This is a genomic window from Rhizobium sp. WCS2018Hpa-16 (assembly GCF_031843705.1).
GTDB classification, from domain to species: Bacteria; Pseudomonadota; Alphaproteobacteria; order Rhizobiales; family Rhizobiaceae; genus Agrobacterium; species Agrobacterium tumefaciens_C.
Genome location: NZ_JAVTIX010000003.1, coordinates 69,927 through 94,803, shown reverse-complemented (window position 1 = coordinate 94,803; position 24,877 = coordinate 69,927). Strand labels below are relative to the sequence as shown.

Sequence of the window (24,877 nt, the reverse complement as noted above, 5' to 3'; positions counted from 1 at the left end):
TCAGATCTCCCGCTTGCCCATGATGCCGGTGGGCCGCCAGAGCAGCACAAGAGCCATGAGCAGATAGATGAGGACGCCGGCAAATTCCGGCAGGAAGACTTTCCCGAAGGTGTCGATAAGGCCGATCAATAGCGCCCCGATGGCGGCACCGGGAACGGACCCCACGCCACCCAGCACGACCACCACGAAGGACAGGATCAGCATACTGTCACCCATGCCCGGAAAGACGGTAGAGACTGGCGCAATCACAGCACCGGCAAGCGCCGCCAGCGCGATGCCAACGGCAAACACCAGCCGGTTGACCTTGTCGAAGGGAATACCGAGCGCCCGCGTCATGTCCCGGTTTTCCGCCCCCGCGCGAACGATCATGCCGATCCGCGTGCGGTTGATGACGAAGAAGATCGCGGCGGCCACCACAAGGCAAAAGCCGATCAGGGCCAAACGGTAATGCGGATAGGATTGCATGTCCGTCACCTGAACTGCCCCGGATAGCCACTCCGGCAAGGCGACAGATTGCACATCGCGACCGAACAGGATCTGGCGCACCTTGTCCAGCACAAGGATGAGACCAAAGCTCAGGAGAACCTGTGAAAGATGGTCACGCCCATAGAGCCGCTTGATGAACAGGCTTTCCAGCACCATACCGACAAGAAAGCTGATTACGAAAGCCGCGACAATGCCGAGGAACAGATTGCCGGTCGTCATGGTGAACCACCAGGCCAGATAGGCACCCAGCATGTAGAATGCACCATGGGCGAGATTGATGACACCGAGAATGCCGAAAACCAGCGTCAGCCCGCTGGCAACCAGAAACAGCACAAGCCCGTATTGCACGGCATTTAAAAGCTGGATGGCGAAAGTCGCGATATCCATGATCGTCTCCGAACGTTCGGGAAAGCGGGGCAGTGAACTGCCCCGCGGCAAAAATCAGGTCATCTTGCATCCGCGAGCCGGGTCCTTGACCGCTTCGCCCGCCACCGACACCAGCACGTTCTTGCCCCCGCGCACTTCGCGCAGATAGATGTTCTGGATCGGGTTATGGGCCGCCGAAAAGCTCATCTGGCCGCGCGGACTGTTGAGCTTTGCGCCCTGCATTGCGGCGAACATCGCGTCGCGTGCGCCAGTGTCGCCCTTGGTGGCGGCAAGCCCCACATCCAGCAGCGCCCCCGCATCAAAGCCCTGCACCGCATAGATGTCGCCGGTCTGGCCGGTTTTCTTCGCAAAATCGTCTAGGAACGTCTTGTTTGCGGGATTATCGAGATTGTCGGCATAATGCAGCGTCGTGCGAATGCCCTCGGCTGCCGCCCCTTGCGCTGGCAATGTACCGTCGGTCAGGAACCCGGTTCCATAAAGCGGGATCTTGCCCTGCAAACCGGCGGCTGCGTAATCGGTCACGAACTTCACCGCGCCGCCACCGGCAAAAAAGGCGTAGACGGCATCCGGCTTCAGCTGTGCGATGCGCGTGATCAGCGCCTGGAATTCCACTTCCGGGAAGGGCAGCGTCAGTTCCTCCACCACCTTGCCGCCAGCACTGGTGAAACCCTCGGCAAAGCCCTTGGCCATCTGCATGCCCGCAGCATAGCGCCAGGTGATACTGACCACATTGCGATGGCCTGCATCAAACATGACCTTGCCCATGGGATGGGACACCTGCCAGCTGGAGAAGGAGGTGCGGAATATGTTGGCAGCGCAGAGCGGGCCGGTTGCTTCATCGGCACCTGCATTGGGGATGATGAGCGGAACACCCGTATCACGCGCCACCTTCACCATGGCCATCGCAACGCCGGAATGCACAGTGCCGACAACGAAATCCACCTTGTCGCGTCCCACCAGCCGGTTCATGTTGTCAGTGGCTGTTTCCGGCTTCGATTCATCGTCCAGACGAATGAATTCGACCGGCCTGCCGCCCAGCATGCCACCCTTTTGCTCGACATAAAGGCTGAAGCCGTTGTCGACGAATTGGCCGAGCTTGGCGAAGGTGCCACTTGATGGCAGCATCAGGCCGATCCTGATCGGCGTGGCCTGGGCAATGGCTGGCCTCGGCAGGCCGACGCAATCGCTGCTGGGGCGCATCTGGCAGCTTAGGGCAAAGCCCTGACCACGCTCATCATCCGACAGCGCATCCTCGATGTAATCACCAAGCTCGAAGGAACCGGCCTCCACCTTGCACTTGCACGTGCCGCAAACACCATCGCGACAGTCCATCGGAATGTTCAAACGGGCGCGGTAGGCGGCATCCACCAGAACCTCGTTTGCGCCGCATTCGATGAAACGGGTGACACCGTCCTCGAAGTTCAAAGCCACTCTCGGCATGATCTGTTCCTCCGCTCAGACGTGGTAGATGTCGATGACGTGGTGGATGTAATCGTTGACGAGAACGATTTTCTTGGATGCGATCAGCATCTGGCCACCAGATACGTCGAGCGTGTAGAAATTCGTCCCGTAGTGGGTGTCGGTGGTCTTGTAGCGGAAGTTCTGCGTCATCCAGTTGAAGCGGATCTCGAGCTTTTCCGGCGTCTGCGACAGGATCTCGACATTGGAAATGTGGTGCAGCGTGCGCGGCTCCGGCAGGCTGGTGGCGCTGGATCTGTCGGTGCGGATGCGGAAGATGCGATCTTCCAGCCCCTGCTTGCTCGGATAGTACATCAGCGAGATTTCGGTCTGCGGATTTTCTGTCAACCGGTCGTCATCATCCCAGGCCGGCATCCAGAAATCGACATGCGGCGCATAGAGCGCAAGCCAGCTGTCCCAGTCACGGTCGTCGAGATAACGCGCCTCGCGATACAGGAAATCTTCCACCTCTTGGCGGGATATCGTCATTGTTCCTCCTCAGGCTGCACCAAGGCAGCCTTTCCCGTTGAGGCGGGCAGCGCCCTCCCGGCCCGCCCGCACCTCATCATGTCTTGAATTGCCTATGCGATGCTCAGAGTGTCGGGTCGCGCCCGATCGCCTTTTGCAGCGCCTGTTTCCAATAGCTGTGCTGAACGACGAATAAGCCTTCATCCTCGGTCTTTACGCCAGAAAGCAGCGGCTGCAGCCCGATGGCGGCAGCGCCCTCATCCGGGCCTTCGATCCAGTGCGCGGCACCACGGCTCAGGTCGTTCCATTCCGCATGGCGCGCCTGATAGCCGATCTGGCAGGAGCGGAATTCCTCCAGATCATCGGGTGTCGCCATGCCGCTGGCATTGAAGAAATCCTCATACTGACGAATGCGGCGTGCGCGTGCCTCAGCGCTCTCGCCCTTCGGTGCAATGCAGTAGATTGTCACCTCGGTTTTATCCACGGCAATCGGCCGGTACATACGGATCTGCGAGGAGAACTGGTCCATCAGGTAGACATTGGGGTAAAGGCAGAGATTGCGTGAACGGTCGATCATCCAGTCAGCCCAGGCCTGACCGAACTGATCCGTCAGTGCTCCGCGCTTTTCCGCCAGCGGCCGGTCTTCCGGGTTTGCCCAGCGGGTCCAGAGCAACAGATGTCCGTGCTCAAAGGAATAGAAACCGCCGCCCTGCTTGGCCCAGCCACCGGCATCCATGGCGCGGGTCACATCCTGGCCATTGGCCGCGGCAATCGCTTCCTTGCGGTGTTGCGTGGTCGCAGCATAGTTCCAGTGCACGGAGGAAACGTGATAGCCATCGGCACCGTTTTCCGTCTGCAGTTTCCAGTTGCCGTCATAGACATAGGTTGAGCTGCCGCGCAGGATTTCCAATCCATCGGGCGACTGGTCCACCACCATGTCGATGATCTTGCGCGCCTCGCCCAGATGGTCTTCCAGCGACAGCACGTCGGCGTTGAGGCTGCCGAACAGAAAACCGCGATAGCTTTCAAACCGGGCGACCTTGGTCAGATCGTGCGAACCGTTCTTGTTGAACTGCTCGGGATAACCAGCGCCATTCGGATCCTTGGCCTTCAGCAGCTTGCCCGCATTGGAGAAGGACCAGCCGTGGAAGGGGCAGGTATAGGTGGACTTGTTGCCACGCTTGTGGCGGCAAACCATCGCGCCGCGATGGGAGCAGGCATTGAGGAAACAGTGCATCTCGCCGTTCTTGTCGCGTGAGATGACAATTGGCTGACGCCCGATATAGCCGGTGAGGTAATCATTCGGGTTGGGGATCTGGCTCTCATGCGCCAGATAGACCCAGTTGCCCTCCCAGATATGCTTCATCTCCAGCTCGAAGAGTTCCGGATCGGTGAAGATATCGCGGCGGCAGCGATAGGTACCGGTCTCAGCATCATCGACCACGGCTGCTTCAAGCTTGTTCTCGATGTAGGGATCGACTGTCACGTCAAGCATGCTTTTCTCCTCCTAAACGGGGTGCGGCAAAGCCCCCACCCCTTCCAGTGACCAGACAGACAGGACGCTTACGCAGCCTGCGCCCGTTCGCGATCAACGATGGTGCCGACGACACCTTCGACGGCGGGCATCAGCACGAAGTCGAATTCAATCGTGGCGAATGGCTCCTGAACCTGGTTGTCGGCCATCGCCTTGGGATCGCTTACCCGCTCAACCGGCGGGATCAGATCGTCACGCGTGCCGAAGGCGAAATCGTCGAACAGATAGGGGTCGCCCTCGATGTTGATCTGTGTCGTGAGGTGACGGTGACCGGGCGCTTCCACGAAGAAGTGGATGTGGGCCGGCCGGTTGCCGTGGCGCCCGATGGCGAACAGCAGCTTTCGGTGTTGCCGCCCGGAGGCGTCGAATAACCGCTTGGCATGATGGAGCGGAAGCGATATCGTCCCTCGTCATCAGTGACGATCCGGCGGCGCAGGTTGTATGGTGCCTGCTGTGGATCGAAGTGCGAATAGTTGCCACGCGTGTCGGCGTGCCAGACATCGACCACGGCACCGGCCACCGGCTTACCGTTCTGGTCGCGCACCTGACCGTTCATGAACAGGACTTCGCCCTTGTCCGAACCGTCGTCGAGACGCGCAAAGTGCTGACACAGAGGCGCACCGGCGATATAGAGCGGGCCTTCGATGGTGCGGGGCGTGCCGCCCGCCAGACCGGCGCGACGCTCTTCCTCGTCCAGACGCAAGTCGAGGAAATGTTCAAGACCGATGCCGGGCGCAATCAGGCCAAGTTCGTTGCTGCGACCGGCTGCTCCGATATAGGCGACCGCGCTCCACACCTCGTTCATGCTGATATCCAGATCATCGATTGCCTGGAAGAGATCCGCCAACAGGCGGTTCATGATTTCCTTCAAACGGCCATCGCCGCCTTCCTCGTCAATTCCGCTTGCCCGTCGTGCGAGCGCCGCGATGACTTCCCTTTCGATTAGACCCTTTGCCATGACATCCTCCTTTGGCATGTGCGACCTCGGGAGGTCGCGATTGATGGGTTAGAAAACCGTCCCTCCCGAACGGTTCACGTATTTCAGCTGTCGTCGTCGCGGATTGACGAGGGATGCCTGCACAGCGGCGTCACCTTGATTTCCATGAACGGAAAAAGCGGCAGATTGAACAGGATGTCATGCAAGGCCTGCGGGCTTGCGACATCGAAAATACTCACATTGGCAAAGCGACCGGCAATGCGCCACAGGTGCCGCCACTCACCCGACCGCTGCAGTTCATGCGCCTGCGCTTTTTCGTTTGCCTTCAGGCGTGCGACTTCGTCTGCAGGAATGTCGTGCGGAATATTGACGGTCATTTCGACATGAAAAAGCATGATTTACCCCACCACACGTAAGGAATTGGCCGGTTTGCCATCGCGCCGGAACCGTGCGACAGCGGCTTCATTGAGATCGATCCCGAGACCGGGGCCTGTCGGCAGCTTCAGTTCGAAATCAGAGTAGTTCAGCGGTTCCTGCAGAATCTCTTCCGTCAGCAGCAGGGGTCCAAAAAACTCCGTTCCCCAGTGCAGATCCTTCACGCCAGCCATGAGCTGGGCCGCAGCAATCGTGCCGATGGGGCCTTCGAGCATGGTCCCGCCATAGATGCCGATACCCGCCGTCTCGGCAATGGCAACCACCTTGGCTGCAGCAAAGAGGCCACCAGCCTGTTCGATCTTGATGGAGAACACGTCACCCGCGCGCGCCGTGGCCGCTTCCAGCGCAGTTTCAGGGCCGACAAGCACCTCATCAGCCATGATGGCGATCGAAGATGTGCGCGTCAGCCTCGCGAGCGGTGCGATGCAAGCCACCGGCTGTTCGACCAGCACGCAGCCCGCATCAGCTAGGGCATCAATGCCCAAGCGAGCTTCGCGTTCGCGCCAGGCCATGTTCACATCCACGCGGATGGAAGCATGATCGGGCAGCGCTTTGCGGATTTCCGCCACATGGCGAACATCATCGGCAAGTGCGCGACGACCGATCTTCAGCTTGAAATCCTTGTGGCGGCGCAGATCCAGCATGGTCTGCGCCTCATCGATATCCTTGGACGTATCGCCCGACGCAAGGGTCCAGGCAACCGGCAGACTGTCACGGCGACGACCCCCGAGAAGTTCCGATAGCGGCAGGCCCAAACGACGCCCATGGCAATCCAGCAACGCGGTTTCTACTGCACATTTGGCGAAATGATTGCCCTTCACCGCAAGCGCGACGCGGTCCATCAACAACTGGATGCGCGCTGCATCCTGACCGATCAGAAGCGGCGCCACATAGGTATCAATGGTCAGCTTCATACCTTCGGGGCTTTCGGGACCATAGGCCAAACCGCCAATCGTGGTGCCTTCGCCAAAACCCTCAAAGCCGTCGGCGCAACGAACCCGCACGATCATCATGCTCTGGCCACTCATGGTCACCATCGACAGACGGTGCGGCCTGATGGTAGGCAAATCGAGTATAATCGTTTCGATCTCGACAATGCGACTTTCTACAGACACCACGTTTCCTCCCTGTGTGTTAGGGAAACTAGCGCTCTGCAGGGTGTCCGTCCAAAACTATAAAAGTGGCATTCGATACTCAAAAGGTATGAAGATGGAACTGAGACAGCTACGATACTTCATTGCGGTTGCACGCGAGAGAAACTTTTCCCGTGCTGCGGAAATCCTGCATATTGCCCAGCCGCCCCTTAGTCGGCAGATCCAGCAGTTGGAGGAAGAACTTGGCGTTCTTCTCATCGACCGCAGCCATCGTCCCCTGACGCTGACTGAGGCCGGGCGTTTCTTCTACCAGCAAGCCGGGCAAATCATCGCCAGAACAGAACATGTTCGTGAACAGACAAGGCGCATCGGCCTTTCGCAGCGGGAGCGATATATTATTGGCTGCGTTGGCTCGACGCTCTATGGCGGAATGCCGGACCTCGTCCGCCGGATGCGCATACGCTGGCCAAATCTTGACTTCGAAATCCGCGAAATGGCCTCAACCGAGCAGGTCACCGCGCTAAAGGAACACCGGATCGACCTCGGCTTCGGCCGGGTGCGCTTCAACGACCGGGAAGTAGAAAGACTGACATTGCGCGAAGAACGACTGGTTGTGGCCCTGCCCAAGGGGCACCCGAAGTCCTTCTCCCATGAACCGATTGCACTGACCGAATTGCAAAACGAGCCGCTGGTTGTCTATCCCTCGCAACCCCGACCCAGCTTTGCCGACGAGGTTCTCAACATGCTGGAGGAAGTGGGCGTCTCCCCATCACATCTCGATGAGGTGCGCGAAATCCAAACGGCGCTCGGTATCGTCGCGGCGGGTGTCAGCCTCTGCATCATTCCGGCGGCTTCGCAGCGGCAGCGACCGGACGATGTCTGCTACCGAATGATCAAGGACGAGAATGCGACCTCTCCCATCATCATGAGCTACCGGCGCGAAGATGCGGGCAACCGGATTGATGAAATCAAACAGATCATCCGCGAAATGTATGCCTCCAATCCCATCTGGCTGCAGCTCTCAAACGTGAAGATGGATGCCGGCCTCGAGCTACCAACCGAGGAACTTTGACATAAGCAACCGGCCATCCAGCAGTCTGCCACAGCGCTAGCGCTTTGGGGCCAAAGCACGAAGCATCACAGTTTATATGCGTGACGCATAGACATTAGAGTGATTTCATGTTTATATGCGCCATGCATGCATTTTTGCAGGCTCACTCAAAAATGGACGGTGAACAATGACCCTGCTTTCCCCAACCGCTGCAGCGGCCAAGCTCCTGAATTCCCAAAAAGCACATCATTTCACTCTCACCGCGGGTCGGGCCATTTCCCTCGCAGGTGTCGTTCTTCCGCTGCTCCTCATCGGGCTCTTGAAGTTTACTCAGGTCGAGGTAGAGGCGCTGAAGCCGCTGATCAGCGGCACGCCATGGCTGGCCTGGCTCTATCAGGTTTTCGGTTTTGCCGGGACCAGCTACTTGCTCGGCGTCGTGGAAATGATCACAGCCGTCCTGTTCATTGCGTCTCTCTGGTCGGTCAGTGCCGGGATCGTCGCTGGAGCGCTAGGCGCTCTCATATTTCTGACAACCGTTTCGACCCTATTCGCGCTCCCGATCTGGGATGCCTCTTCAGGCGGCTTTCCGTTCCTGAACTTCATCGGAACATTCCTGATCAAGGATGTCGCCTTGCTGGGTGTCAGCCTTGCGATCCTGGGAGAGAGCCTCCTCAAGAACGTCACCGCTGGCCACTGAGATCGTCGGGCGCTCGACCAAACCGATTTACAGAATCCAATTCGGCACCGAAAACCAGAAGAGGACCCACCATGCACTATTCAGAATACAAGCACACCGATCCCGCACTCCTTCGCGCCTTGGTCGAAACATTTCCATTTGCTGCCATATCCATTAACGGACCAGAAGGGCCGCGTATTGCCCATGCGCCATTGACCTTCCGGCCTAGAAACGCACCAGCAGGCGCACTTGAATTCCATTTGGCCAAGGCAAATCCGATTTCAAGCGACATGACGGTGGGCGTGCCCGTCACCATTCTGGTTCAGGGACCCGGGGCGGCAATATCGCCCAGTTGGTTCACGTCGAGCTTTCCTGATCCAGATTCGGATCGCAGCAGAACGGCCCCGACCTATAATTACATCAGCCTGATCATGCATGGGCGGCTTGCATTCATGGACGATGTTGCCCTGCAGCGCCAGATCAAAGACCTTGTGAATGCCAGCGAACCGCAGGGCGGATGGCAAACGGAGGAACTGGCTGCCGATCTCTGGCAGGGCTGGCGAAAGCTGATCCAGGGATATCGGCTTGAAATCACCAGCTTCGATTTGACCGCAAAGCTTTCACATGGCGACGTACCGGAAGACAGGCGCGGTGTCGTCGAAGGATTGCTTCAGCGTGGCGTGCTGGCAGACGAAAACATGGCGCATCTTGTTGGCGGCCATGATGGCACGTCAGCCTCTCTCCAATCGCTGATCCGCTCCTTGAAGCACTGACGCTCGAAGCCTGCGAAATCCATGCTGCATTCTCATGCCCTGTCATGCCTCATTTTTTGCCTGGAGGCTGCAAACGACAGGACAGTTCGGGCAGGAACTCAAATCGCAAAGCCTGCAAACTGAATAGGCATGATCGAGGTCTTCAACAAAGTTGGTGAGCAGTTTTTCCGTCAGCAGGCGATAGGTCTCTTTCTCAACTGACGTAAGAACATCCAAGGCGCCTGCGATGCGTTTAAAGCGTGAGGACAAGATAGCATCGCAGCGCGTGTCTCCGGCTTCCGTCAAGTGAAGGGCGACCGCCCTGCGATCGCTTGCGCTCGGCTGCCTCATGAAAAGGCCATCGGCCACGAGCCGATCCACCAACCGCACCGTGGCGGAATGAGAAAGGCCAAGCGCGCGCCGCATTTGCTCAATGGGCATGCCCGGTTCGTGCCGCAACAGCGTTATGGCCGCCGCAGCCTGACCCTTCTCCGGAGCCTGGTTTTCTGTTTCGCGCAACACCGCATCCGCCAAACCCAGAACCAGTGCGCCGATTACGTTTTCTGTCTTTTTCTCAGTCATGACGAATTAATATATGCGCCACGCATAGACATCAAGCGGAATTAATGTATGCTTCATGCATATAAATAGAAACGATAATAAAAATGACCCGGACAATCACATCCGCCGCCGACCGCGCCATCCTTGGCGTTGATCGCATCATCCCCGCCGGCACAATCACAAAAATCGGTCGCGGCGTTGCCCTTGCAGGCGTGGTCCTTCCGCTCCTGCTGATAGGCGTCCTTAAATACACGCAGATCGAGGTCGATGCCCTCAAACCCCTCATAACAAACACACCGTGGCTATCGTGGCTCTATCCAGTATTTGGCGAGGTGGGCGCAACCGCTCTGCTCGGTACTGCAGAGATTTTCACAGCCATCCTGCTGATCGCCTCCATCTGGTCGGCACGCGCTGGCGTCCTTGGTGGCGCAATCGGCTCGATGACGTTTCTGACCACGGTCTCGGTCATGTTCGCACTGCCGATCTGGTACGCGGACCTTGGTGGCTTCCCCTGGATCAATCCGGTCGGCCAGTTTCTGCTAAAAGACGTCTCGTTGCTCGGCGTCAGTATTTTCATTCTCGGCGAAAGCATCGCGCGCGTCAGAGCTCAGACATCGCTGACCTGAGACCGCATCGAAAACAGGGCAGCATCCTCAGGTCACCAACCGCTGCGCCCTTTACAGAACCTTGTCGCTTATCGCAGCCCCTATACTGGATCGATGATGACATATCTCGACGGCATTTCCATTCCCACTCTGGCGGCGCTCCTGATAGCGGGAGCGTTCGCACTTGGGGTCGCCATTCAGCATGGTACCACCTGCGCCGTTCGTGCCATGTCCGAACTCATAAGGGATCGAAGGGCAGACGGCTTGCTCGGTTTTTTCGAATGTGGGCTGTGGGCATTGCTTGTCGCATGGCTATTGACACCAGACATAGCTGTTCCGCAGTGGGGGCCTTTGGGGTCTCTCGGCCTCGGGGCCGTTCTGTTCGGGGCTGGGGCCACCATCAACGGCGGCTGCGCCTTCGGCTCCATTGCACGCCTTGGCGAAGGCAGGTCCGAGTTTCTGCTGACTGGAGCGGGGGCGTACATTGCCTTTCGCCTTCTTGACGCGATGGGAGCCGGCGCCATCGCGGCACCGGAACAAACCCCTCTTCCCGAACATGCCCTGCTTATCGTCGCGCTCGGTCTGCCCGGCTTCATCCTGCTGCGCTTTGCGCTGTGGAGACGGCCGCTGCGCGTCATTCTCAAGCTGTCATTTTTGATGGGCGTGATCGGATTGGTCGGCGCTTTTGTCGGAGCCCTCCACCAGCCATGGCCGTGGATGCCTGCATTGAGATATATCGGAACCTCGGATTGGCTGACGGCCATCGGCCTCACAGGACTGATTGCGGGAAGCATCGCGAGCGGAATATTCCAGGGACGGTTCCGGCTTGGAGTGCCGGGGCTCGCTGCGCTCCGCGACAGATTTACAGGAGGTTTGCTGATGGGAGCGGGCAGCACCTTGATACCCGGAGGCAATGACAGTCTGGTCCTGCAGGGAATACCGTCAGGTAGCCCATCGGCTTTTCTCGCTTATGCAATTCTTCTGGCCACGATCATAGCGATGTTGAAGCTCTTGCCACGCTTCAACGTCCACTAAGCGACCTCTACGGTTTACGGGACTGACGCGTTACGATCTGGCCGTATCGATGCCGGTTCCGTCGATCAGACCACGGGAGATTATCTGCCCAATCAGTTCATCCAGATTGGCGCCAGGCACATTCTGCGCCATCGCTTCAAGCCTGCCATCGATGATCAGCGTCGCCAATCCATGCATCAGGGACCAGCGCGTGCTTGCGACAACCAGCGTTTCGAAATCGCTCCTGTCTGTCGCTTTACCGGAAGCTTCACTCGAAAGAAGTGCGAATGCCGCAGGACCCGCAACGGATAAGGAGGGCGACGACCAGTTCAGGCGCTCTGAGCGGAACATCAGTAGAAAGACACCTGGATGTGCCCTGGCAAAGCGGATGTAACCGCGTCCCAGCGCCGTGGCGTAAACAGGGGAATCGGCCTGAGCGGCAGCCTCTTCCACCTCGGCCAGGACAGTCTCGCGCAATCGCACGAAGCCTGAAGCAGCCAACTCCGTCAACAGACCGGAGAGATCGCCGAAGTGATGGGCAGGAGCGCCGTGCGAAACGCCCGCCTCGCGTGCCGCCGCCCGCAAGGTCAGCCCGGCAATACCGTCGCGGTCGAGGATTGTTTCCGCCGCCTCCAGCAAAGCCTGGTGCAGCGATCCGTGATGATAAGGTTTCATGCCTAATCTTTACACTGACTAGATTGCGCTTGACCAGAGAAAATGATCCTGACATTGATTTAGACAGCGTCTAAATAAGGACATTTCAATGCCACTGAGCCCCCTTTCGGGTGGTGCCAGACGGCCAGGAGGACTGCGATGGAGAAGGTCTATGTATCGATCACCGGCCTCCAGCTGAAAGGCAGGCGCCATTTTTTCCGTTTCTGGTGGCATGCGATCAGGTCAATGGCTCAAGCCAAGCAGGCCGAGGGCAACATCGCCACAGATGCGCGCCTCATCAATGGCGTGCATCACACAAGAACCGTGTGGAAGGATGAGGGCGCAATGCGTCGATATCTGATCGCTGGCGCGCACCTGAAAGCGATGAAGGCCTTCGGCTCTATCGCGACAGGCAAGACACTCGGCTTCTACTGCGACAGCATTCCCGATTGGGACGAGGTGCACCGGGCATGGCAATCACGCGGCAGGCAAGTCGGATGATCAAAGACGCCCGCGATATCCCACCGGCCCAGATCCTACATGCCTTTGCCGAGAAAGAAAACGCGTTACAGAGTTTTCCACCCCGAGTGCGCTTCGCATCGCAGTCATTGGTGTTGGCGGAATCGGAAGCACATTCGCATTTCATCTGGCCCGTGCCGGCGGGCATGAGGTCACCGTCATCGCAAGGCCGGGTTCCGCCCGCCTTGGGCGATTGTTGACCGACACCGGAATCATCAGCATCACGGGTGAGCATGCGGCTGTCGGCGTCACCGACGCGTTGGACGAAGCTGTGCCGCTATGATCTTGTGGTCGTCACATTGCTCGCACATCAGGTGGATGCCGTGCTGCTTGCGCTGAAAAGACGTGCAGTCAGATACATCCTGTTCATGTTCAACAACTTTGACCCCGAGCGACTGCGCGACACCATCGGCATTGAGCGCAGGGCGATGGCACCGGCTTCATTATAAGTGTCGCCGCTGAACCAGGCTTAAAGTGCAGAGACGAGGCTCCATCCCGCAGGTGGAGCCTCATCAGACATCAGTAATTGGCGCTATAGACCAGCGGAACCCAATCATAGTTCGTCTCGTCCCGCCTGATATGGCCGATGCCCGGAAAGGCGTGATGGGCGCCTGCAACCAGATATTTTTGATCGGCTGCCTCGGCGAAAGCAACAGCGCGTGTGGCGGCAGCCGTCGTCTGGTCCACGTCAAAATCGACCGTGACCTCCGGATGGTCATATTGCAGCACGTCGCCATGCGCGATATCGCCCCAGAACACGATCTTTTTTCCCTGGCTTTCGACGATGATGCCACTGTGTCCGGGCGTATGGCCAGCGCGCAGCACCGAGCCAAAACCGGGCAAAGGCGCGGCATTGTCCTCAAAGGTTTCGAACTTTTTCGCATCGACATACGGGCTGACGCATTGCTCGGCCTGCGTAATCTGGGGACCCAGAACCTTGTCAGCCTTGGCTTTGGCATCCGCTTTCAACCAGAACTCGGCTTCGCGATGGTTGACATGCAGGATCGCGTTTTTAAACACGCGCTTGCCATTGGCAACGAGACCGCCGGAATGGTCAGCATGGATGTGCGTGAGGATGACGTCATCGATCTGGTCCGCTTTGTAACCCGCAGCCTCGATATTGGAAACGAGTTTGCCAAGCGCCGGTCCCATCAGATCGCCCGTACCGGCGTCGATGAGAACAAGCTTCTCGCCGGTATTGACCAGAAAGGCGTTGACCGAAATTTCCGAACCCGCCTGAAAATGATCGACAAGATAGGTTTCTGCGTCACCTTCGGTGATGCCCTTGTATATTTTCGACATTGGCAGTTTCACCGTGCCATCGGATACCGCGGTGATTTCATAGTTACCGAGTTTCATGCGGTAGAAGCTGGCCGCTTGCTTGCCAACCACGGGCGCCTTCGCAAAGGCGGCGGCGGGCAAGGTTGTCATGGCACTTGCAGCAAGGGCAGCGCCTGCTGTGCTGATAAGTAGGGAACGACGGGTTTGCATGGGAAACTCCTGGGCACTCGGCGGCCCGTTGACGACAAGGTCTTGGAACTGACCTTTTTAGCACGTATGCATGGACGCATTAGTAATAAAATCGATGCGGCTCATGACAACTATCGATCATTTCAATTTGCGATCTTTCGATCTCAATCTTCTGGTTGCTTTCGACGCCCTCATGGCGGAAGGAAACGTCACCAAGGCGGCTCGACGGCTGAAGATTCAGCAACCTGCGATGAGCCATTCCCTTTCAACGCTTCGGGTCCTCTTGCAGGACGAATTGTTTATTCGCGTAGGACAGGTGATGCAGCCGACAGCGCGGGCGCGCAGCCTGGCAGCCCCTGTCCGCCATGCTCTCCGTCAGGCGCAGATGGCGCTGACCGGCAACTTCGGGTTTGATCCGGCAACGGAAGAACGAACGTTCCGCATCGCCATGTCTCCCGAAATCGAGCTGTTGCTGATCCCCGAACTAACGATGCGCCTGCGCCGCGACGCACCCGGCATCAAGGTTTTGGCCAGAGTGTTCCCATACGAGGCAATGGAACCTTCACTGGAAGATGGCAGCATCGATATCGCGGTCGGCTGCACATACACAAAGACGAGCCGCCGATCCTTCGAGACATTGTACGAGCCGGAAATGGCATGCTGCTACAATCCAGCTCTGCTGCCTTTGTCGAACCCGGTGGAACTCTCGAACTATCTTTCCGCTGACCATGCGACGATCTCCCAGAACGAGACATTGCAGGGCTGCATCAAGGATGCGCTGGAATTGGCAGGCGTTGAGTTGAACGTGATAGCCGCAGCACCCGGCTATATGTCGGTTCTATCGGCGGCGCAGATCGCACCTGTCATTGCCACGGTGCCGAGCCGCATCGCTGATCGTTACGCGGCACTTCTCGGCCTCAAGGTCAGCCCGTTACCCGTCAGCCTTTCCTTTCCGCCCGTGAAAATGGTCTGGGCGAGCCACGCCGACGATGACGCTGCGAACGCCTGGCTGCGGCATATCATTCGCGACATCCTTGGTACGACGGGGGTCGGCAGCTAAAACTTAGATGCCCCTGACGCCGGTTCAACGCGCTATCAAATGATCGCGTTTTGAGAAGAAAGGTTCTTCCTGACATTGCAAGCTGAAACCGAAGCTGATGAAGCTCTCAAAGCGGCGGCAATACCAGCTGCCTGACCGGTGACGAATGCTGTACCCATGACTCTTAGAGAGCCATAAGCGGCGGTATCTGCGCCGACAACTCTGCCTGCAAGAAAGAGATTATCCGCGCCAGACACCTCGATTGCGCCCATTGGTATATCGGCAAAGCCCTCGCCACCGAGATCGATGAAGCGCGCCCGTCCAGGCGCTTCGTGAACCTCAATCGGCCAAGCGGCACGACCAATGCCATCTTCGCGCCGCTCACCTGTTTCAAGCGCTCGACCGGTCATATCCTGGCGCGAACGTGGGCGACGTGTTTCACGAATACCAATTTGCGGTCCCGTAGCTGCTATGAATGCATTTTCGAAGCCCGGCATCTGTCGCAGCAATTGCAGGTTCCTCCAGGCTTCCAGACGCGCCTGGCGCTCAGCCGCGCCTAGACTGGCACCGCTTAGACCGTCGGTCTCAAGATCGATCGTCATCCACCAATAATCGTTCGAGATTGGCAGCCGCAGCATCACACCGCCGTCCAAACGGTGGATTGGGCTAACGGAGCTGGCATTGTGCTGCGCAATCAGTTGCGCCATTCGTACACGGTCAAACGGCACGCCGGCCGCAACCCCACCAATGCGAACCGGCATCGAGGCCGGCTGGACGTGGTCGCCGGAAAGGCTATCGGTCGTCATCTCCAGCCCTGCCAAGGACGCTATCGTCGCCTCGCCGCTGGCGTCGACAAATGCTTCCGCGTTAATGTCATAGCTACCCGCATGATCGGTTACCGTAATGGCGGCAATGCCGTTCGATTGTCGAGCCAGAGCGGTGACGCGACTGTGCAGCAGGACATCCAGACCAGAAACATCGGTCATCAGGTCGAAGGCAAATTTGACCGCCTCTGGATCCAGCATGACGATCCAGTTGCCGCTGCTCGATTTGATGGGCGCAACATTCTGGCCAATTTTTTTAAGACTATCCAGCAACTCGCTGCCGATACCGCCTACCGCAAAAACAGGATTGGAGCCTTTGACAAAGAACCCGCAATAGGCAAGCACAAGCGAGTGAGCAGCCGCGCCACCTAGGAAACCGTAGCGTTCTATCAGCGCGACTTTCGCACCCAGCCGGGCAGCGGCCACCGCCGCACTCATGCCAGCCGCACCACCTCCGACGACCACGACATCGTATCGACCACCACGCGTGTTACACATCCGATGGCTCTCCTTCGATGACGCCCATCGCCTTTGCGAGCGCAAAGAGCTGTGCCTTGGCCATTTCTTCTCCGGTCTGGATATTGAGGCCTCGCTGCCTCGCCAACATCAGCAGAGGTGTGATTTTTGGACTTGTCACGACATCTGCCACCAGCCCGTGCGATGGCATCAATGATAGGATGCTATCCGGCACCGGCAGAGGATCGTCCGCCTGCATGCCGGAAGACGAAGCGTTGATGACGAGATCAAAAGCACGCTGGGGTATCGTCCCGCCAGATATCATGACGGATGGGAAAGCTGTGGCCAGCCGAGTGGAAAGATTGGCGGCGCAGTCTTCGTGGCGATCGGAAATAACCAGATGCGAAGCGCCAGCGGCAGCCAGCGCATAACCAATGGCGCTACCCGCAGCCCCTGCCCCGACCAGTAATATGGCTTTGCCTGCTGGTTCAAAACCATGCGCTTCAGAGGCCTTCAGAAACCCCAGCCCATCGGTCATGTCGCCGTAAAGCTGGCCGTCGGCATGTCGTCTCACCACATTTGCGGCGTCCAGAAATTGCGCTGTTGGGCTGAGGTCATCGACAAGGCCTGCCACTGCCCGCTTGTGGGGAATGGTAACAACGAAACCATCAAGATTCTGCCAGCCACGCACAGTTGAGACAAAATCGGCCACACTGTCGGGAACGAGATCAATGGCGATCATTGCCCTCTGCGCTCGCGCATCGGCAAAGTAGCGGTTGAAATTATCCGGTGACTTCACTTGGGCGATAGGTGATCCGATAATTGCCACCAGGCGTGTTTCGCTACCAATCATAACTATCTCTCCCCGTTTCGCAAAAAGGATAGGAAGCAAAGACTATTGACGCCAATATAAATTTCGGCCGATGACATAACCCGAATTTATAGGATGGAGGCGATCGCACGGATGGACAATCCCAAGCTCAAAGAGCGGCAGATCGAGATTTTTCGGACGATCATGGCCACCAATTCGCTCACGGCAGCGGCCCGCCATCTCGGCGTGTCCCAGCCCAGCCTGTCAACCGCCATCAAGCGGCTGGAAGATCAGCTTGGCATCGCATTGTTTGCCCGTATTTCCGGCAGGCTTGTGCCGACGCGCGAGGCGGATCTCATTCTTGCCGAAGTCGAACGTGTTCACCAGCAATCAATGATGCTGTCGGATGTGATCTACTCGATCGCCCGAGGTGACAGCTCGATTTTTCGCTTCGGTTCGACGCCAAGCCTTGGTATGCGGCTGATCCCCAAAGCGCTGAGACGTCTGCAACAGGAGGGAGCGGCTGCCACCTATTACAGCGACTCTCTATCCCAGCGGGACGTCCGCGATTACCTGCTCTTCGGTCAGGGTGCCTGTGTCGCGACGATAGCGGAGGTCAACGATCCCGTCATCGAGACGGCGCGGATCGCCAGTGCCGGCCTTGTCTGCGTGGTACCAGTTGACCATCCTCTCGCTGGCCGCAGATCATTGACGCCGCCGGAACTGGCAAAGGAACAGCTCATCTCCTTCGGCCCCACCACCACGCATGGCGCTCTGATCGATGAGACCTACCAACGCTGGGGCGTGTCACGGACAACGGCGGTCTATGTCCATTTCGTCGAGGCTGCGCTGTCTTTTGTGACCGAGCGGATCGGCATCACCATTCTTGACGCATTCTCTGCGATCGATTGCGAAACAAATGGGCTCGTGGCAATACCTGTCGAAAATAGCGTCACCGTTTCCGCCTATGTTCATATCTGCCGTCTTCGCCCGCGACAAAGTGGCGTCGACAGCCTGATCAACGCGTTGCGGGATATCGCCGCAGTTGCGATCAACTCACAAGCTGGACTGAAAACCGATGCATAGACGCGCAAACGACCTGTTTCCGGGCTTTAGAGAGACGCGTATCGAGACGTCAGACGTTGACTTTGCCGTTCTGACGAAAGGAAGTGGTCCCGCAATCCTCCTACTCCACGGCTATCCCGAGACCCGCACGGCATGGCATCGGATAGCGCCAGTACTTGCTGACACCCATACCGTGGTCGTTCCGGACTTGCCGGGCTATGGCGACAGCCGCATGCGTGCCAACTCACATGGCATGGGTTCCAAACGCCAGATGGCAAAAAACCTGCACGAGATGATGCTCGCACTGGGACATCAGCGCTTCGTCGTCATCGGTCATGATCGCGGTGGCCGGGTTGCCTATCGGATGGCGCTCGACTTTACCCAATCCGTCACGGCTCTCGTGTCTGTCACCGTCGTTCCGACGCCGGAAATGTGGGAAGGTGCCAGCAAGGCTTTCGGCATGGGTGCCTGGCACTGGTTCATGATGGCCCAACCCGCACCGCTGCCTGAAACGCTGATGGCGGCAGATCCGCGTTTTCTCATCAACGTGACGCTTGGTAAGATGGCCGAGAATATCCAACTCATCCATCCCCTGGCGCTGGAAGACTACAGGCTCGCATTCGACAACCCCGATGTTCGCCATGCCATGTGTGAGGACTATCGGGCTGGCGCCACAGTTGACGAAGCAGACGATCTGACCGACCGCACCTCAGGCCGTAAAATCCAGGTGCCGGTTTTGGTGCTGTGGGAAAAAGACAGGCTCTATGGCGGAGGCCGCAAGCCGCTCGACATATGGGCTGATTGGGCAAACAGGATCGAAGGAAAAGGCATTGGCGGCGGCCATCTGCTGCCCGAAACCGCTGCTGCCGAAGTGCTAGACCAACTCCTGCCATTCCTTGAGAAGACCACCAATGCCCCATGCTGAAGATGACAAAGAACCGGTTGCGCAGGGTTCTGGCGATGGGTTGCTGAGCCTGCGGCAAATGGAAGTGTTTCATGCGGTCATGCAGGCACGCTCAATCACCGGTGCATCCAAGGTTCTCAACGTTTCTCAGCCTGCCCTTAGCCGCACGATCCGTCGCATCGAGGACCTCTTGGCCATCGCACTCTTCACGCGCGACCGAAATGGCTTGGTACCAACGTCCGAAGCACTTGAGATATATGCCGAGATCGATCCTTTGATCCGGCAAATGACCGGTGTCGGCACGCAGATCGGCCGCATAGCCCGCGGCGAAACAGCGGTTTTTCGCGTCGGTTCGACGGCAAGCGTTGCGCGTGCCCTCGTACCTCAGGCTTTGCGAACATTATCCGTCGAGGTTCCGGGAATAGAGCTGTTCTTCGACGTCTTGCCTGTCGATCAAATCGAGGAATATCTGATTACCGGACGCGGCGAAGCGGTGGTGACGATTGCTTCGCCCGACCATCCGTTGATTGCCGTGGAGCATGTGGGGCGGGTCGATCTGGTGGCCGTTATTCACAAGAGCCATAGCCTTGCTGACAAACCCATCATTCGTGCTGCTGATCTGGCGGATATGGATTTCATTGCTTTTGCCGCAGGTGGCGCGCACCAAACCGTCGTTGATCTCTTTCTCAGCCGGGAAAAACTGAAGGTCAACACACGCGCAGTCGCGCGATTTTCCGATACCGCATTGGCGCTGGCGAACGAGGCGATGGGCATCGTGCTTGTCGACTACGTCACGACGCTTGGGCCAGTCGGCAGCAATCTCGTTGTCAGGCCCATAGAGAATGCACCGCAATTTTCGATATCGGTTCTGTGGAACCGTCGCCGCTCGCATTCGGCCAATTTGCGCAAACTGATTGAGATTCTGTCGCGGCGATTAGCCGACCTGCCGCCTTTCGTCTGACGAAACGAGGCCATCGACATGCCTCAAAGGCATGGGAGACATAATCTTTGTTCGTTGTCTTCCTATTCAGTCGGTGGCAATGAAAGCCTAGGACGCTTTAGAGACGTCATCTTTGGGAGGAGAATTGGAATGAACGTATTTTTGAGCCGCCGTCAGGCACTTATCGGCATGGGCGCACTCGGCACTGCTGCAACCTTCGGCTTGCCTGCACGCGCTGCGACCCGAAACCTCGCCGTGCTTCACCTTGCCAGCCATGCGCCAAGCTTCATCGCTTACGAGCGCGGCTACTACAAGGAAGCCGGACTGGATATCGATCTGAAATTCTTCGAGGCCGCCCAGCCGATGGCCGTAGCCATCGCTTCCGGCGATGCCGATTTCGGCGTGACCTCGATGAGCGGTGGCCTCATCAGCCTCGCCCAGAAAGACGCGATCAAAGTTATCGGAGGCGCGCTGACCGAGGAGAAGGGCGTTACCGGCGCGATCATCCTGGCATCCAACAAGGCCTATGAGGCTGGCCTCACGGACCCTTCCAAGCTTTCCGGCAAAAGCTTCGGCATCACCACGGCAGGCTCCTCCTTCCACTTCATGGCCCACAAGATTGCGGTCGCCAACAACATCAAGCTGTCTGACATGCAGTTGCGTCCGCTGCAGAAGCTGGGCGTCATCGTTGGCGCATTGACCACAGGCCAGATCGACGCCTGGGCAATCCAGCCGAACGTTGCCAAGAAAATGATCCGCGAAGGCGCTGCCAAACAGATCGGTCTGGTCTCCGACTACGCACCGGATTATCAGGTCACGACAGCCTTTACCTCCACAAAGAATGCGGCCAGTGAACGCGAGATGACGACAGCCTTCGTCAAAGCCTATTCGCGGGCGATTGCGGATTACAATGCTGCGTTCGTAGACAACAAGGCTGACGACGCCGAGCGGGATGCTCTGGCTAAAATCGTCCATAAATACGTCGAAAGCGACAGCCCGTTCGAAACCGCCAAGCAGAATCTCGTCGATGGCGCCATGCGCATCAATGCGGATCTGGCGCTGTCGCTCGGCAGTTGCGTTGAACAGCTTGATTGGTTCAAGGCGGAAGGCATGGTCAAGGACGCGATTACCCACGAACAGCTCTTCGACACGTCCTACGTCAAGACGATCTGATCAGACTGCTATTTTCGCGCAAGCCTCAAGGCGTTCGCATGGAGGACCTATGGACCTGAAGCTGAACAACATCAGCCACTCCTATGGAGCCGTAGAGGTTCTGAAAGACATATCGCTCGATATTCCACAAGGGCAGATCATCTGCCTGATCGGACCATCCGGCTGTGGCAAATCAACCTTGCTTCGGTTTCTCGGTGGCCTGGAGCGCCCAAGTGCAGGCGAGGTGTTGCAGGTCGGAAATCCTCCGCCCGGATCCCTCAATCCTCTCACTTATGTCTTTCAGCATTTTGCCCTGCTGCCGTGGCGTACAGTCGAAGGCAACATACGCCTTGTGCTTGAAGATCATGGCATCAGTGGGCGCGAGATGGATGAGATCGTCACAGACGTTCTAGACCGAACCCGCCTGTCGGATTTCCGAAAGGCTTTGCCGAAGCAGCTTTCCGGTGGCATGCGCCAGCGCGTCGCAATCAGTCGCGCGCTGGCCGTTCGGCCAGCCGTCATGCTGATGGACGAGCCCCTCTCGGCGCTTGATAGCCAGACGCGCGAGCTATTGATGGATGATCTGGTCTCGCTGTGGACACGGCAGCCATTTACCTCCGTCTATGTTACCCATAACCTCAACGAAGCCGTGCGGCTCGGCCACCGTGTTGTGGTGCTATCCCGCCGCCCCGGCCAGATCAGGGAAATCGTCGATATCGACATTCCCTTATCCGACCGCCATCTCGGCGATCCCGTGCTGGAAGAAAAACAGAAACAGCTCTGGGACCTGATGCGCGATGAGGCCATGGCTGCCGACAAGGAGTTGGTCAATGTCTGATGTCATTCTGAGTGCCAATGCTCCTAAACCGGTCAGCAAGTCCGTGCCCGTGCGCCCCGTAGCATTTCGAGGCGGCGGCTTTGCACCTATCCCGGTCCGTGGCATGGGCATCGCCGTCTTCATCGTCTTGATCGCGCTTGCCGAAATTGGAACCCGCAGTGGCTTCATTTCCAACCTGACTTTGCCACGGCCCTCCGCCGTACTCGATACCTTCGTGCAACTCTGGCAGACCGGTCTTTTGTGGAAACACCTGCTGCCGTCACTACAGCGGTTGTTCGTCGGTGCGTTCATGGGCATTGCGGTCGGCATCTCCGTCGGCGTCATGATTGGCCTGTTCAGCTATGTTCGCGCTGGTTTGGTGCCGCTGGTTGCCGCGCTGTTTCCGATTCCAAAGATCGCGCTTCTGCCACTCTTCGTCATATGGTTCGGCATCGATGAAACATCGAAATACGCTCTCATTGCCTTTGGCACATTCACGCCAACGGTGGTGGCAACCTACGGCGCAGTCGACAATGTCGATCGCACGCTAATCCGCATGGGACAGAGTTTCGGGCTGAGCTGGTGGTCGATCATCCGCAAGATTGTTCTGCCCGGAGCTTTTCCGGCCATCCTTTCCGGGCTGCGTGTGTCCATCTCGATTGCCATCATCCTGCTCGTCGCAGCCGAAATGCTGGGTGCGCAATATGGTGTCGGTTCCTACATCCTTGAGGCCGGCTCGCTCTATGATCTTGAAAAGCTTTTCGCCGGCGTCACGATCCTCTCGGTCATGGGCCTGATTGTGAATTTCGCTATCGGACAGGTCGAGAAGCACTTCCTGAGCTGGCGCGGCTGACACCAGAATTTACGAACGGAGATTTCAAAATGCTGGCATTGCAAAAGGTCCGGCCCGGTACCGGCGTGCGGTTCAACAGGATTGAACAGCCCGACAACGTAGCCACAGGCGAGGTGCTGATCCGTGTGCATTCCGCTGGCATTTGCGGCACTGACCTGCATATCGCACAGTGGACGCCGGGCTACGAGTCGATGGAAAATGCTATGCCCATCACCCTCGGTCACGAGTTTTCCGGCACAATCGAACGTGTCGGCCTGAATGTTCCAGTTGAGGCCATCGGAACCCGCGTCACCGCAAGACCCTCCACCACCTGCGGCCAGTGTGACCCGTGCCTGAAAGGCGATGAGGACAATTGCACGGCGCGCAAAGGCATTGGCATTGGCAGAAACGGTGCCTTCACATCTTACGTTTGCGTTCCCTATAGCAATTGCCACCTGCTACCGAACAGTCTCGATATGGATGTCGCGGCACTGACGGAACCGATGACGGTTTGCGCAGAAGCTGTCGAGACCGCCGAGGTTGCGGCAGACCAGACCATTCTCGTCATCGGGCCAGGCTTTATCGGCCAGGGCATCGCAATCCTTGCTCGTTCTCGTGGGGCGAATGTTGTGGTTATGGGCCGCGATGATAGGCCTCGCCTCGACCGGCTGCGAGCCGCTGGTTTCGAACATCTGATCGATACGAGCGATGTTGAAATGGAAACCGCACTTTCGGAATTTGCGCCGTTCGATGCAATTATCGAAGCGGCGGGCGTGCCAACGCTCGTTGCCGCTACGATGCCATTCCTGAAGAAGCGTGGAATTTTCACCATCGTCGGCATCCATCCTGAACCCGCCGAAATCAATCTCACCTCACTCGTGCGCATGCACCAACAAATACGCGGTTCTTACAGAGCGCCGATCGCAAGTTGGGATAGTGTCATCAGCTTCCTCGATGGCCATCAGGATTTAATGCGGAATCTGATTTCGCACACCCTGCCTTTAACTGACGCTCTCGATGGCTTTCAGGCTGCGCAAGACCATACCGCCTCTAAAGTTATTTTACGCATGGGAGAGGCTTGATGGCCGGAGCGATTCTCGCGATCTGGAACGACTATCCGGCAGAATTCGCCGAAGAATACACCTCATGGCACACGTTCGAGCATGTGCCGGAACGTTTGACAGTACCGGGCATGCAGGCCGCGCGCCGCTACGTATCGGCCAGTGAAATCGAAACCTATTTCACGCTCTACGATCTTGAGGATCTGAGCGTGATCGAACAACCCGCCTATATCGACCTCGTCCGCAACCCGACCCCCTGGTCGCTCAAGATGCGCCGACATTTCTCAAAGGTCCTTAGAATTCCAGGCAAGATAGCGGCAACTGGCGGACATGGAATTGGTGGAGCCGCTAACGTGCAGGCTTACTCCGTAGATCGTCGCGAAGCGCAAACATGGGTGCTCGCACTCGAGACGATGTTGCGACACTTGATCACGCAGTCCCACCTCGCCGGCTTCAGAGTAGCTCTTGCCGAACCGAACCAGATTTACGAGGTTTTTTCGCAGGATGAGGGGACTGACCCGGACACCATGAACGTTGTGATCATCGCCGAAGGCGAATCCGTTCAATCGCTTGCTGCCTTGCAGGAGACATTGACCGAGCAGATCAACGCCACGCTCCAACCTCGAAAAGTTCTGCGCAACGACCTTTTCACGCTGTTAATCAGCTACCGCGGCGACGAGTTTCCAACAGACAGATCAGAAATCGCCACGACCAGAGCTACGGCACATCTGTCAGAATGCACGGACCAAGGATCGATCGATTCGCACGTCTCGCCTTGAGGTCTGTGAGCAACAGAAACTGCCCCTGCTCAAATCAGCTACTGCAGCTCAGACATTCCCCTCTTGGATCACTCCAGAGGTGGTTCACCAAGAAGA

General features: G+C 57.7%; 28 protein-coding genes and 1 pseudogene. 17 read left to right on the top strand and 12 right to left on the bottom strand.

Annotated features, from left to right (window positions below):
- The 7 genes and pseudogenes from RQI55_RS11655 to RQI55_RS11625 all read right to left on the bottom strand — a co-directional run bounded on the left by RQI55_RS11655 (position 1) and on the right by RQI55_RS11625 (position 6,820).
- On the bottom strand, positions 1 to 873 hold the full coding sequence (locus RQI55_RS11655; RefSeq protein WP_042618922.1) for a branched-chain amino acid ABC transporter permease: 873 nt from the start codon (positions 871 to 873) through the stop codon (positions 1 to 3).
- A 54-nt stretch (positions 874 to 927) separates the two neighbouring features.
- The gene (locus tag RQI55_RS11650) at positions 928 to 2,313 is read right to left on the bottom strand and encodes an ABC transporter substrate-binding protein (protein ID WP_311272581.1); all 1,386 of its coding nucleotides are present in this window, start codon (positions 2,311 to 2,313) and stop codon (positions 928 to 930) included.
- 15 nt (positions 2,314 to 2,328) lie between these two features.
- Positions 2,329 to 2,820 (bottom strand): benzoate 1,2-dioxygenase small subunit, encoded by a 492-nt coding sequence (gene benB / locus RQI55_RS11645; RefSeq protein WP_042618918.1) that lies wholly within the window; start codon positions 2,818 to 2,820, stop codon positions 2,329 to 2,331.
- A 103-nt stretch (positions 2,821 to 2,923) separates the two neighbouring features.
- On the bottom strand, positions 2,924 to 4,294 hold the full coding sequence (gene benA, locus RQI55_RS11640) for a benzoate 1,2-dioxygenase large subunit (RefSeq protein ID WP_042618917.1): 1,371 nt from the start codon (positions 4,292 to 4,294) through the stop codon (positions 2,924 to 2,926).
- A 68-nt stretch (positions 4,295 to 4,362) separates the two neighbouring features.
- Positions 4,363 to 5,291 (bottom strand): annotated as a pseudogene (catA, locus tag RQI55_RS11635) (catechol 1,2-dioxygenase).
- Positions 5,292 to 5,374: 83 nt separating this feature from the next.
- Positions 5,375 to 5,665: a muconolactone Delta-isomerase gene (catC, locus tag RQI55_RS11630; protein WP_042618915.1), complete on the bottom strand. Its 291-nt coding sequence runs from the start codon at positions 5,663 to 5,665 to the stop codon at positions 5,375 to 5,377.
- Positions 5,666 to 5,668: 3 nt separating this feature from the next.
- On the bottom strand, positions 5,669 to 6,820 hold the full coding sequence (locus RQI55_RS11625) for a muconate/chloromuconate family cycloisomerase (RefSeq protein WP_042618914.1): 1,152 nt from the start codon (positions 6,818 to 6,820) through the stop codon (positions 5,669 to 5,671).
- Between the two features lie 94 nt (positions 6,821 to 6,914).
- Here RQI55_RS11625 and RQI55_RS11620 point away from each other — a divergent pair, with 94 nt between their 5' ends.
- From RQI55_RS11620 to RQI55_RS11610, 3 genes are all read left to right on the top strand, one after another.
- Positions 6,915 to 7,871 carry a LysR family transcriptional regulator gene (locus RQI55_RS11620; RefSeq protein ID WP_042618954.1) on the top strand — a complete coding sequence of 319 codons (957 nt, stop codon included), beginning with the start codon at positions 6,915 to 6,917 and terminating at the stop codon, positions 7,869 to 7,871.
- A gap of 166 nt (positions 7,872 to 8,037) precedes the next feature.
- Complete coding sequence (locus RQI55_RS11615; protein WP_052496888.1) at positions 8,038 to 8,547, top strand: DUF417 family protein; 510 nt, start codon at positions 8,038 to 8,040, stop codon at positions 8,545 to 8,547.
- 71 nt (positions 8,548 to 8,618) lie between these two features.
- Complete coding sequence (locus RQI55_RS11610; RefSeq protein ID WP_082249932.1) at positions 8,619 to 9,299, top strand: FMN-binding negative transcriptional regulator; 681 nt, start codon at positions 8,619 to 8,621, stop codon at positions 9,297 to 9,299.
- Positions 9,300 to 9,341: 42 nt separating this feature from the next.
- On the opposite strand, the gene RQI55_RS11605 is transcribed toward RQI55_RS11610, so the two are convergent.
- A complete protein-coding gene (locus RQI55_RS11605; RefSeq protein ID WP_162196036.1) occupies positions 9,342 to 9,797 on the bottom strand; it encodes a MarR family winged helix-turn-helix transcriptional regulator in 456 nt (151 codons plus the stop codon).
- Between the two features lie 146 nt (positions 9,798 to 9,943).
- Between RQI55_RS11605 and RQI55_RS11600 the strand changes: the two genes are divergently transcribed.
- Positions 9,944 to 10,465, top strand: a complete 522-nt coding sequence (locus RQI55_RS11600) for a YkgB family protein (RefSeq protein ID WP_042618912.1) — start codon at positions 9,944 to 9,946, stop codon at positions 10,463 to 10,465.
- 96 nt (positions 10,466 to 10,561) lie between these two features.
- A complete protein-coding gene (locus tag RQI55_RS11595) occupies positions 10,562 to 11,479 on the top strand; it encodes a YeeE/YedE thiosulfate transporter family protein (RefSeq protein ID WP_162196035.1) in 918 nt (305 codons plus the stop codon).
- Between the two features lie 30 nt (positions 11,480 to 11,509).
- Here RQI55_RS11595 and RQI55_RS11590 read toward each other — a convergent pair whose 3' ends face one another.
- Positions 11,510 to 12,133 (bottom strand): TetR/AcrR family transcriptional regulator, encoded by a 624-nt coding sequence (locus RQI55_RS11590; protein WP_052496887.1) that lies wholly within the window; start codon positions 12,131 to 12,133, stop codon positions 11,510 to 11,512.
- Positions 12,134 to 12,271: 138 nt separating this feature from the next.
- Here RQI55_RS11590 and RQI55_RS11585 point away from each other — a divergent pair, with 138 nt between their 5' ends.
- From RQI55_RS11585 to RQI55_RS11575, 3 genes are read left to right on the top strand one after another with little or no spacing between them, the layout of a single operon-like run.
- Positions 12,272 to 12,613, top strand: coding sequence for a hypothetical protein (locus tag RQI55_RS11585; protein ID WP_042618910.1), 342 nt, complete (start codon positions 12,272 to 12,274; stop codon positions 12,611 to 12,613).
- Complete coding sequence (locus RQI55_RS11580; protein ID WP_082249935.1) at positions 12,561 to 12,914, top strand: ketopantoate reductase family protein; 354 nt, start codon at positions 12,561 to 12,563, stop codon at positions 12,912 to 12,914. Before RQI55_RS11585 ends, RQI55_RS11580 begins: the two co-directional genes overlap by 53 nt.
- Entirely contained in the window at positions 12,865 to 13,080 is a 216-nt protein-coding gene (locus RQI55_RS11575) for a hypothetical protein (RefSeq protein ID WP_052496886.1), read from the top strand. The genes RQI55_RS11580 and RQI55_RS11575 overlap by 50 nt, the downstream gene beginning before the upstream one ends.
- A gap of 70 nt (positions 13,081 to 13,150) precedes the next feature.
- Here the strand turns inward: RQI55_RS11575 and RQI55_RS11570 are convergent, their stop codons facing one another.
- On the bottom strand, positions 13,151 to 14,122 hold the full coding sequence (locus tag RQI55_RS11570; protein WP_042618909.1) for an MBL fold metallo-hydrolase: 972 nt from the start codon (positions 14,120 to 14,122) through the stop codon (positions 13,151 to 13,153).
- Positions 14,123 to 14,225: 103 nt separating this feature from the next.
- Here RQI55_RS11570 and RQI55_RS11565 point away from each other — a divergent pair, with 103 nt between their 5' ends.
- Positions 14,226 to 15,161, top strand: a complete 936-nt coding sequence (locus RQI55_RS11565; RefSeq protein WP_042618908.1) for a LysR family transcriptional regulator — start codon at positions 14,226 to 14,228, stop codon at positions 15,159 to 15,161.
- Positions 15,162 to 15,196: 35 nt separating this feature from the next.
- Here the strand turns inward: RQI55_RS11565 and RQI55_RS11560 are convergent, their stop codons facing one another.
- Positions 15,197 to 16,462, bottom strand: a complete 1,266-nt coding sequence (locus tag RQI55_RS11560; RefSeq protein ID WP_042618907.1) for an FAD-dependent oxidoreductase — start codon at positions 16,460 to 16,462, stop codon at positions 15,197 to 15,199.
- Complete coding sequence (locus RQI55_RS11555) at positions 16,455 to 17,273, bottom strand: shikimate dehydrogenase (RefSeq protein ID WP_311272580.1); 819 nt, start codon at positions 17,271 to 17,273, stop codon at positions 16,455 to 16,457. The genes RQI55_RS11560 and RQI55_RS11555 overlap by 8 nt, the downstream gene beginning before the upstream one ends.
- Before the next feature lie 111 nt (positions 17,274 to 17,384).
- On the opposite strand from RQI55_RS11555, the gene RQI55_RS11550 reads away from it, so the two are divergent.
- The 8 genes from RQI55_RS11550 to RQI55_RS11515 all read left to right on the top strand — a co-directional run bounded on the left by RQI55_RS11550 (position 17,385) and on the right by RQI55_RS11515 (position 24,781).
- Entirely contained in the window at positions 17,385 to 18,317 is a 933-nt protein-coding gene (locus RQI55_RS11550) for a LysR substrate-binding domain-containing protein (RefSeq protein ID WP_042618905.1), read from the top strand.
- On the top strand, positions 18,310 to 19,221 hold the full coding sequence (locus RQI55_RS11545; protein ID WP_042618904.1) for an alpha/beta fold hydrolase: 912 nt from the start codon (positions 18,310 to 18,312) through the stop codon (positions 19,219 to 19,221). The genes RQI55_RS11550 and RQI55_RS11545 overlap by 8 nt, the downstream gene beginning before the upstream one ends.
- The gene (locus RQI55_RS11540; protein WP_042618903.1) at positions 19,208 to 20,161 is read left to right on the top strand and encodes a LysR family transcriptional regulator; all 954 of its coding nucleotides are present in this window, start codon (positions 19,208 to 19,210) and stop codon (positions 20,159 to 20,161) included. The genes RQI55_RS11545 and RQI55_RS11540 overlap by 14 nt, the downstream gene beginning before the upstream one ends.
- Before the next feature lie 129 nt (positions 20,162 to 20,290).
- Positions 20,291 to 21,313, top strand: coding sequence for an ABC transporter substrate-binding protein (locus RQI55_RS11535; protein ID WP_042618902.1), 1,023 nt, complete (start codon positions 20,291 to 20,293; stop codon positions 21,311 to 21,313).
- A 49-nt stretch (positions 21,314 to 21,362) separates the two neighbouring features.
- Positions 21,363 to 22,130, top strand: coding sequence for an ABC transporter ATP-binding protein (locus tag RQI55_RS11530; protein ID WP_042618901.1), 768 nt, complete (start codon positions 21,363 to 21,365; stop codon positions 22,128 to 22,130).
- The gene (locus RQI55_RS11525; RefSeq protein ID WP_042618900.1) at positions 22,123 to 22,962 is read left to right on the top strand and encodes an ABC transporter permease; all 840 of its coding nucleotides are present in this window, start codon (positions 22,123 to 22,125) and stop codon (positions 22,960 to 22,962) included. Before RQI55_RS11530 ends, RQI55_RS11525 begins: the two co-directional genes overlap by 8 nt.
- 29 nt (positions 22,963 to 22,991) lie before the next feature.
- Positions 22,992 to 24,023, top strand: coding sequence for a zinc-binding dehydrogenase (locus tag RQI55_RS11520; protein ID WP_052496885.1), 1,032 nt, complete (start codon positions 22,992 to 22,994; stop codon positions 24,021 to 24,023).
- On the top strand, positions 24,023 to 24,781 hold the full coding sequence (locus RQI55_RS11515; protein WP_052496884.1) for a hypothetical protein: 759 nt from the start codon (positions 24,023 to 24,025) through the stop codon (positions 24,779 to 24,781). The genes RQI55_RS11520 and RQI55_RS11515 overlap by 1 nt, the downstream gene beginning before the upstream one ends.
- Positions 24,782 to 24,877: the final 96 nt, after the last annotated feature.

What these genes read in the sequence shown, in the direction of transcription:
- RQI55_RS11650 (WP_311272581.1), bottom strand. Translation starts at nt 2,313, where the DNA reads ATGCCGAGAGTGGCTTTGAACTTCGAGGACGGTGTCACCCGTTTCATC.
- RQI55_RS11610 (WP_082249932.1), top strand. Translation starts at nt 8,619, where the DNA reads ATGCACTATTCAGAATACAAGCACACCGATCCCGCACTCCTTCGCGCC.
- RQI55_RS11570 (WP_042618909.1), bottom strand. Translation starts at nt 14,122, where the DNA reads ATGCAAACCCGTCGTTCCCTACTTATCAGCACAGCAGGCGCTGCCCTT.
- RQI55_RS11565 (WP_042618908.1), top strand. Translation starts at nt 14,226, where the DNA reads ATGACAACTATCGATCATTTCAATTTGCGATCTTTCGATCTCAATCTT.
- RQI55_RS11540 (WP_042618903.1), top strand. Translation starts at nt 19,208, where the DNA reads ATGCCCCATGCTGAAGATGACAAAGAACCGGTTGCGCAGGGTTCTGGC.
- RQI55_RS11595 (WP_162196035.1), top strand. Translation starts at nt 10,562, where the DNA reads ATGACATATCTCGACGGCATTTCCATTCCCACTCTGGCGGCGCTCCTG.
- benB (WP_042618918.1), bottom strand. Translation starts at nt 2,820, where the DNA reads ATGACGATATCCCGCCAAGAGGTGGAAGATTTCCTGTATCGCGAGGCG.
- RQI55_RS11520 (WP_052496885.1), top strand. Translation starts at nt 22,992, where the DNA reads ATGCTGGCATTGCAAAAGGTCCGGCCCGGTACCGGCGTGCGGTTCAAC.
- RQI55_RS11585 (WP_042618910.1), top strand. Translation starts at nt 12,272, where the DNA reads ATGGAGAAGGTCTATGTATCGATCACCGGCCTCCAGCTGAAAGGCAGG.
- RQI55_RS11555 (WP_311272580.1), bottom strand. Translation starts at nt 17,273, where the DNA reads ATGATTGGTAGCGAAACACGCCTGGTGGCAATTATCGGATCACCTATC.
- RQI55_RS11620 (WP_042618954.1), top strand. Translation starts at nt 6,915, where the DNA reads ATGGAACTGAGACAGCTACGATACTTCATTGCGGTTGCACGCGAGAGA.
- RQI55_RS11560 (WP_042618907.1), bottom strand. Translation starts at nt 16,462, where the DNA reads ATGTGTAACACGCGTGGTGGTCGATACGATGTCGTGGTCGTCGGAGGT.
- catC (WP_042618915.1), bottom strand. Translation starts at nt 5,665, where the DNA reads ATGCTTTTTCATGTCGAAATGACCGTCAATATTCCGCACGACATTCCT.
- RQI55_RS11600 (WP_042618912.1), top strand. Translation starts at nt 9,944, where the DNA reads ATGACCCGGACAATCACATCCGCCGCCGACCGCGCCATCCTTGGCGTT.
- RQI55_RS11550 (WP_042618905.1), top strand. Translation starts at nt 17,385, where the DNA reads ATGGACAATCCCAAGCTCAAAGAGCGGCAGATCGAGATTTTTCGGACG.
- benA (WP_042618917.1), bottom strand. Translation starts at nt 4,294, where the DNA reads ATGCTTGACGTGACAGTCGATCCCTACATCGAGAACAAGCTTGAAGCA.
- RQI55_RS11525 (WP_042618900.1), top strand. Translation starts at nt 22,123, where the DNA reads ATGTCTGATGTCATTCTGAGTGCCAATGCTCCTAAACCGGTCAGCAAG.
- RQI55_RS11655 (WP_042618922.1), bottom strand. Translation starts at nt 873, where the DNA reads ATGGATATCGCGACTTTCGCCATCCAGCTTTTAAATGCCGTGCAATAC.
- RQI55_RS11535 (WP_042618902.1), top strand. Translation starts at nt 20,291, where the DNA reads ATGAACGTATTTTTGAGCCGCCGTCAGGCACTTATCGGCATGGGCGCA.
- RQI55_RS11575 (WP_052496886.1), top strand. Translation starts at nt 12,865, where the DNA reads ATGCGGCTGTCGGCGTCACCGACGCGTTGGACGAAGCTGTGCCGCTAT.
- RQI55_RS11545 (WP_042618904.1), top strand. Translation starts at nt 18,310, where the DNA reads ATGCATAGACGCGCAAACGACCTGTTTCCGGGCTTTAGAGAGACGCGT.
- RQI55_RS11615 (WP_052496888.1), top strand. Translation starts at nt 8,038, where the DNA reads ATGACCCTGCTTTCCCCAACCGCTGCAGCGGCCAAGCTCCTGAATTCC.
- RQI55_RS11515 (WP_052496884.1), top strand. Translation starts at nt 24,023, where the DNA reads ATGGCCGGAGCGATTCTCGCGATCTGGAACGACTATCCGGCAGAATTC.
- RQI55_RS11590 (WP_052496887.1), bottom strand. Translation starts at nt 12,133, where the DNA reads ATGAAACCTTATCATCACGGATCGCTGCACCAGGCTTTGCTGGAGGCG.
- RQI55_RS11530 (WP_042618901.1), top strand. Translation starts at nt 21,363, where the DNA reads ATGGACCTGAAGCTGAACAACATCAGCCACTCCTATGGAGCCGTAGAG.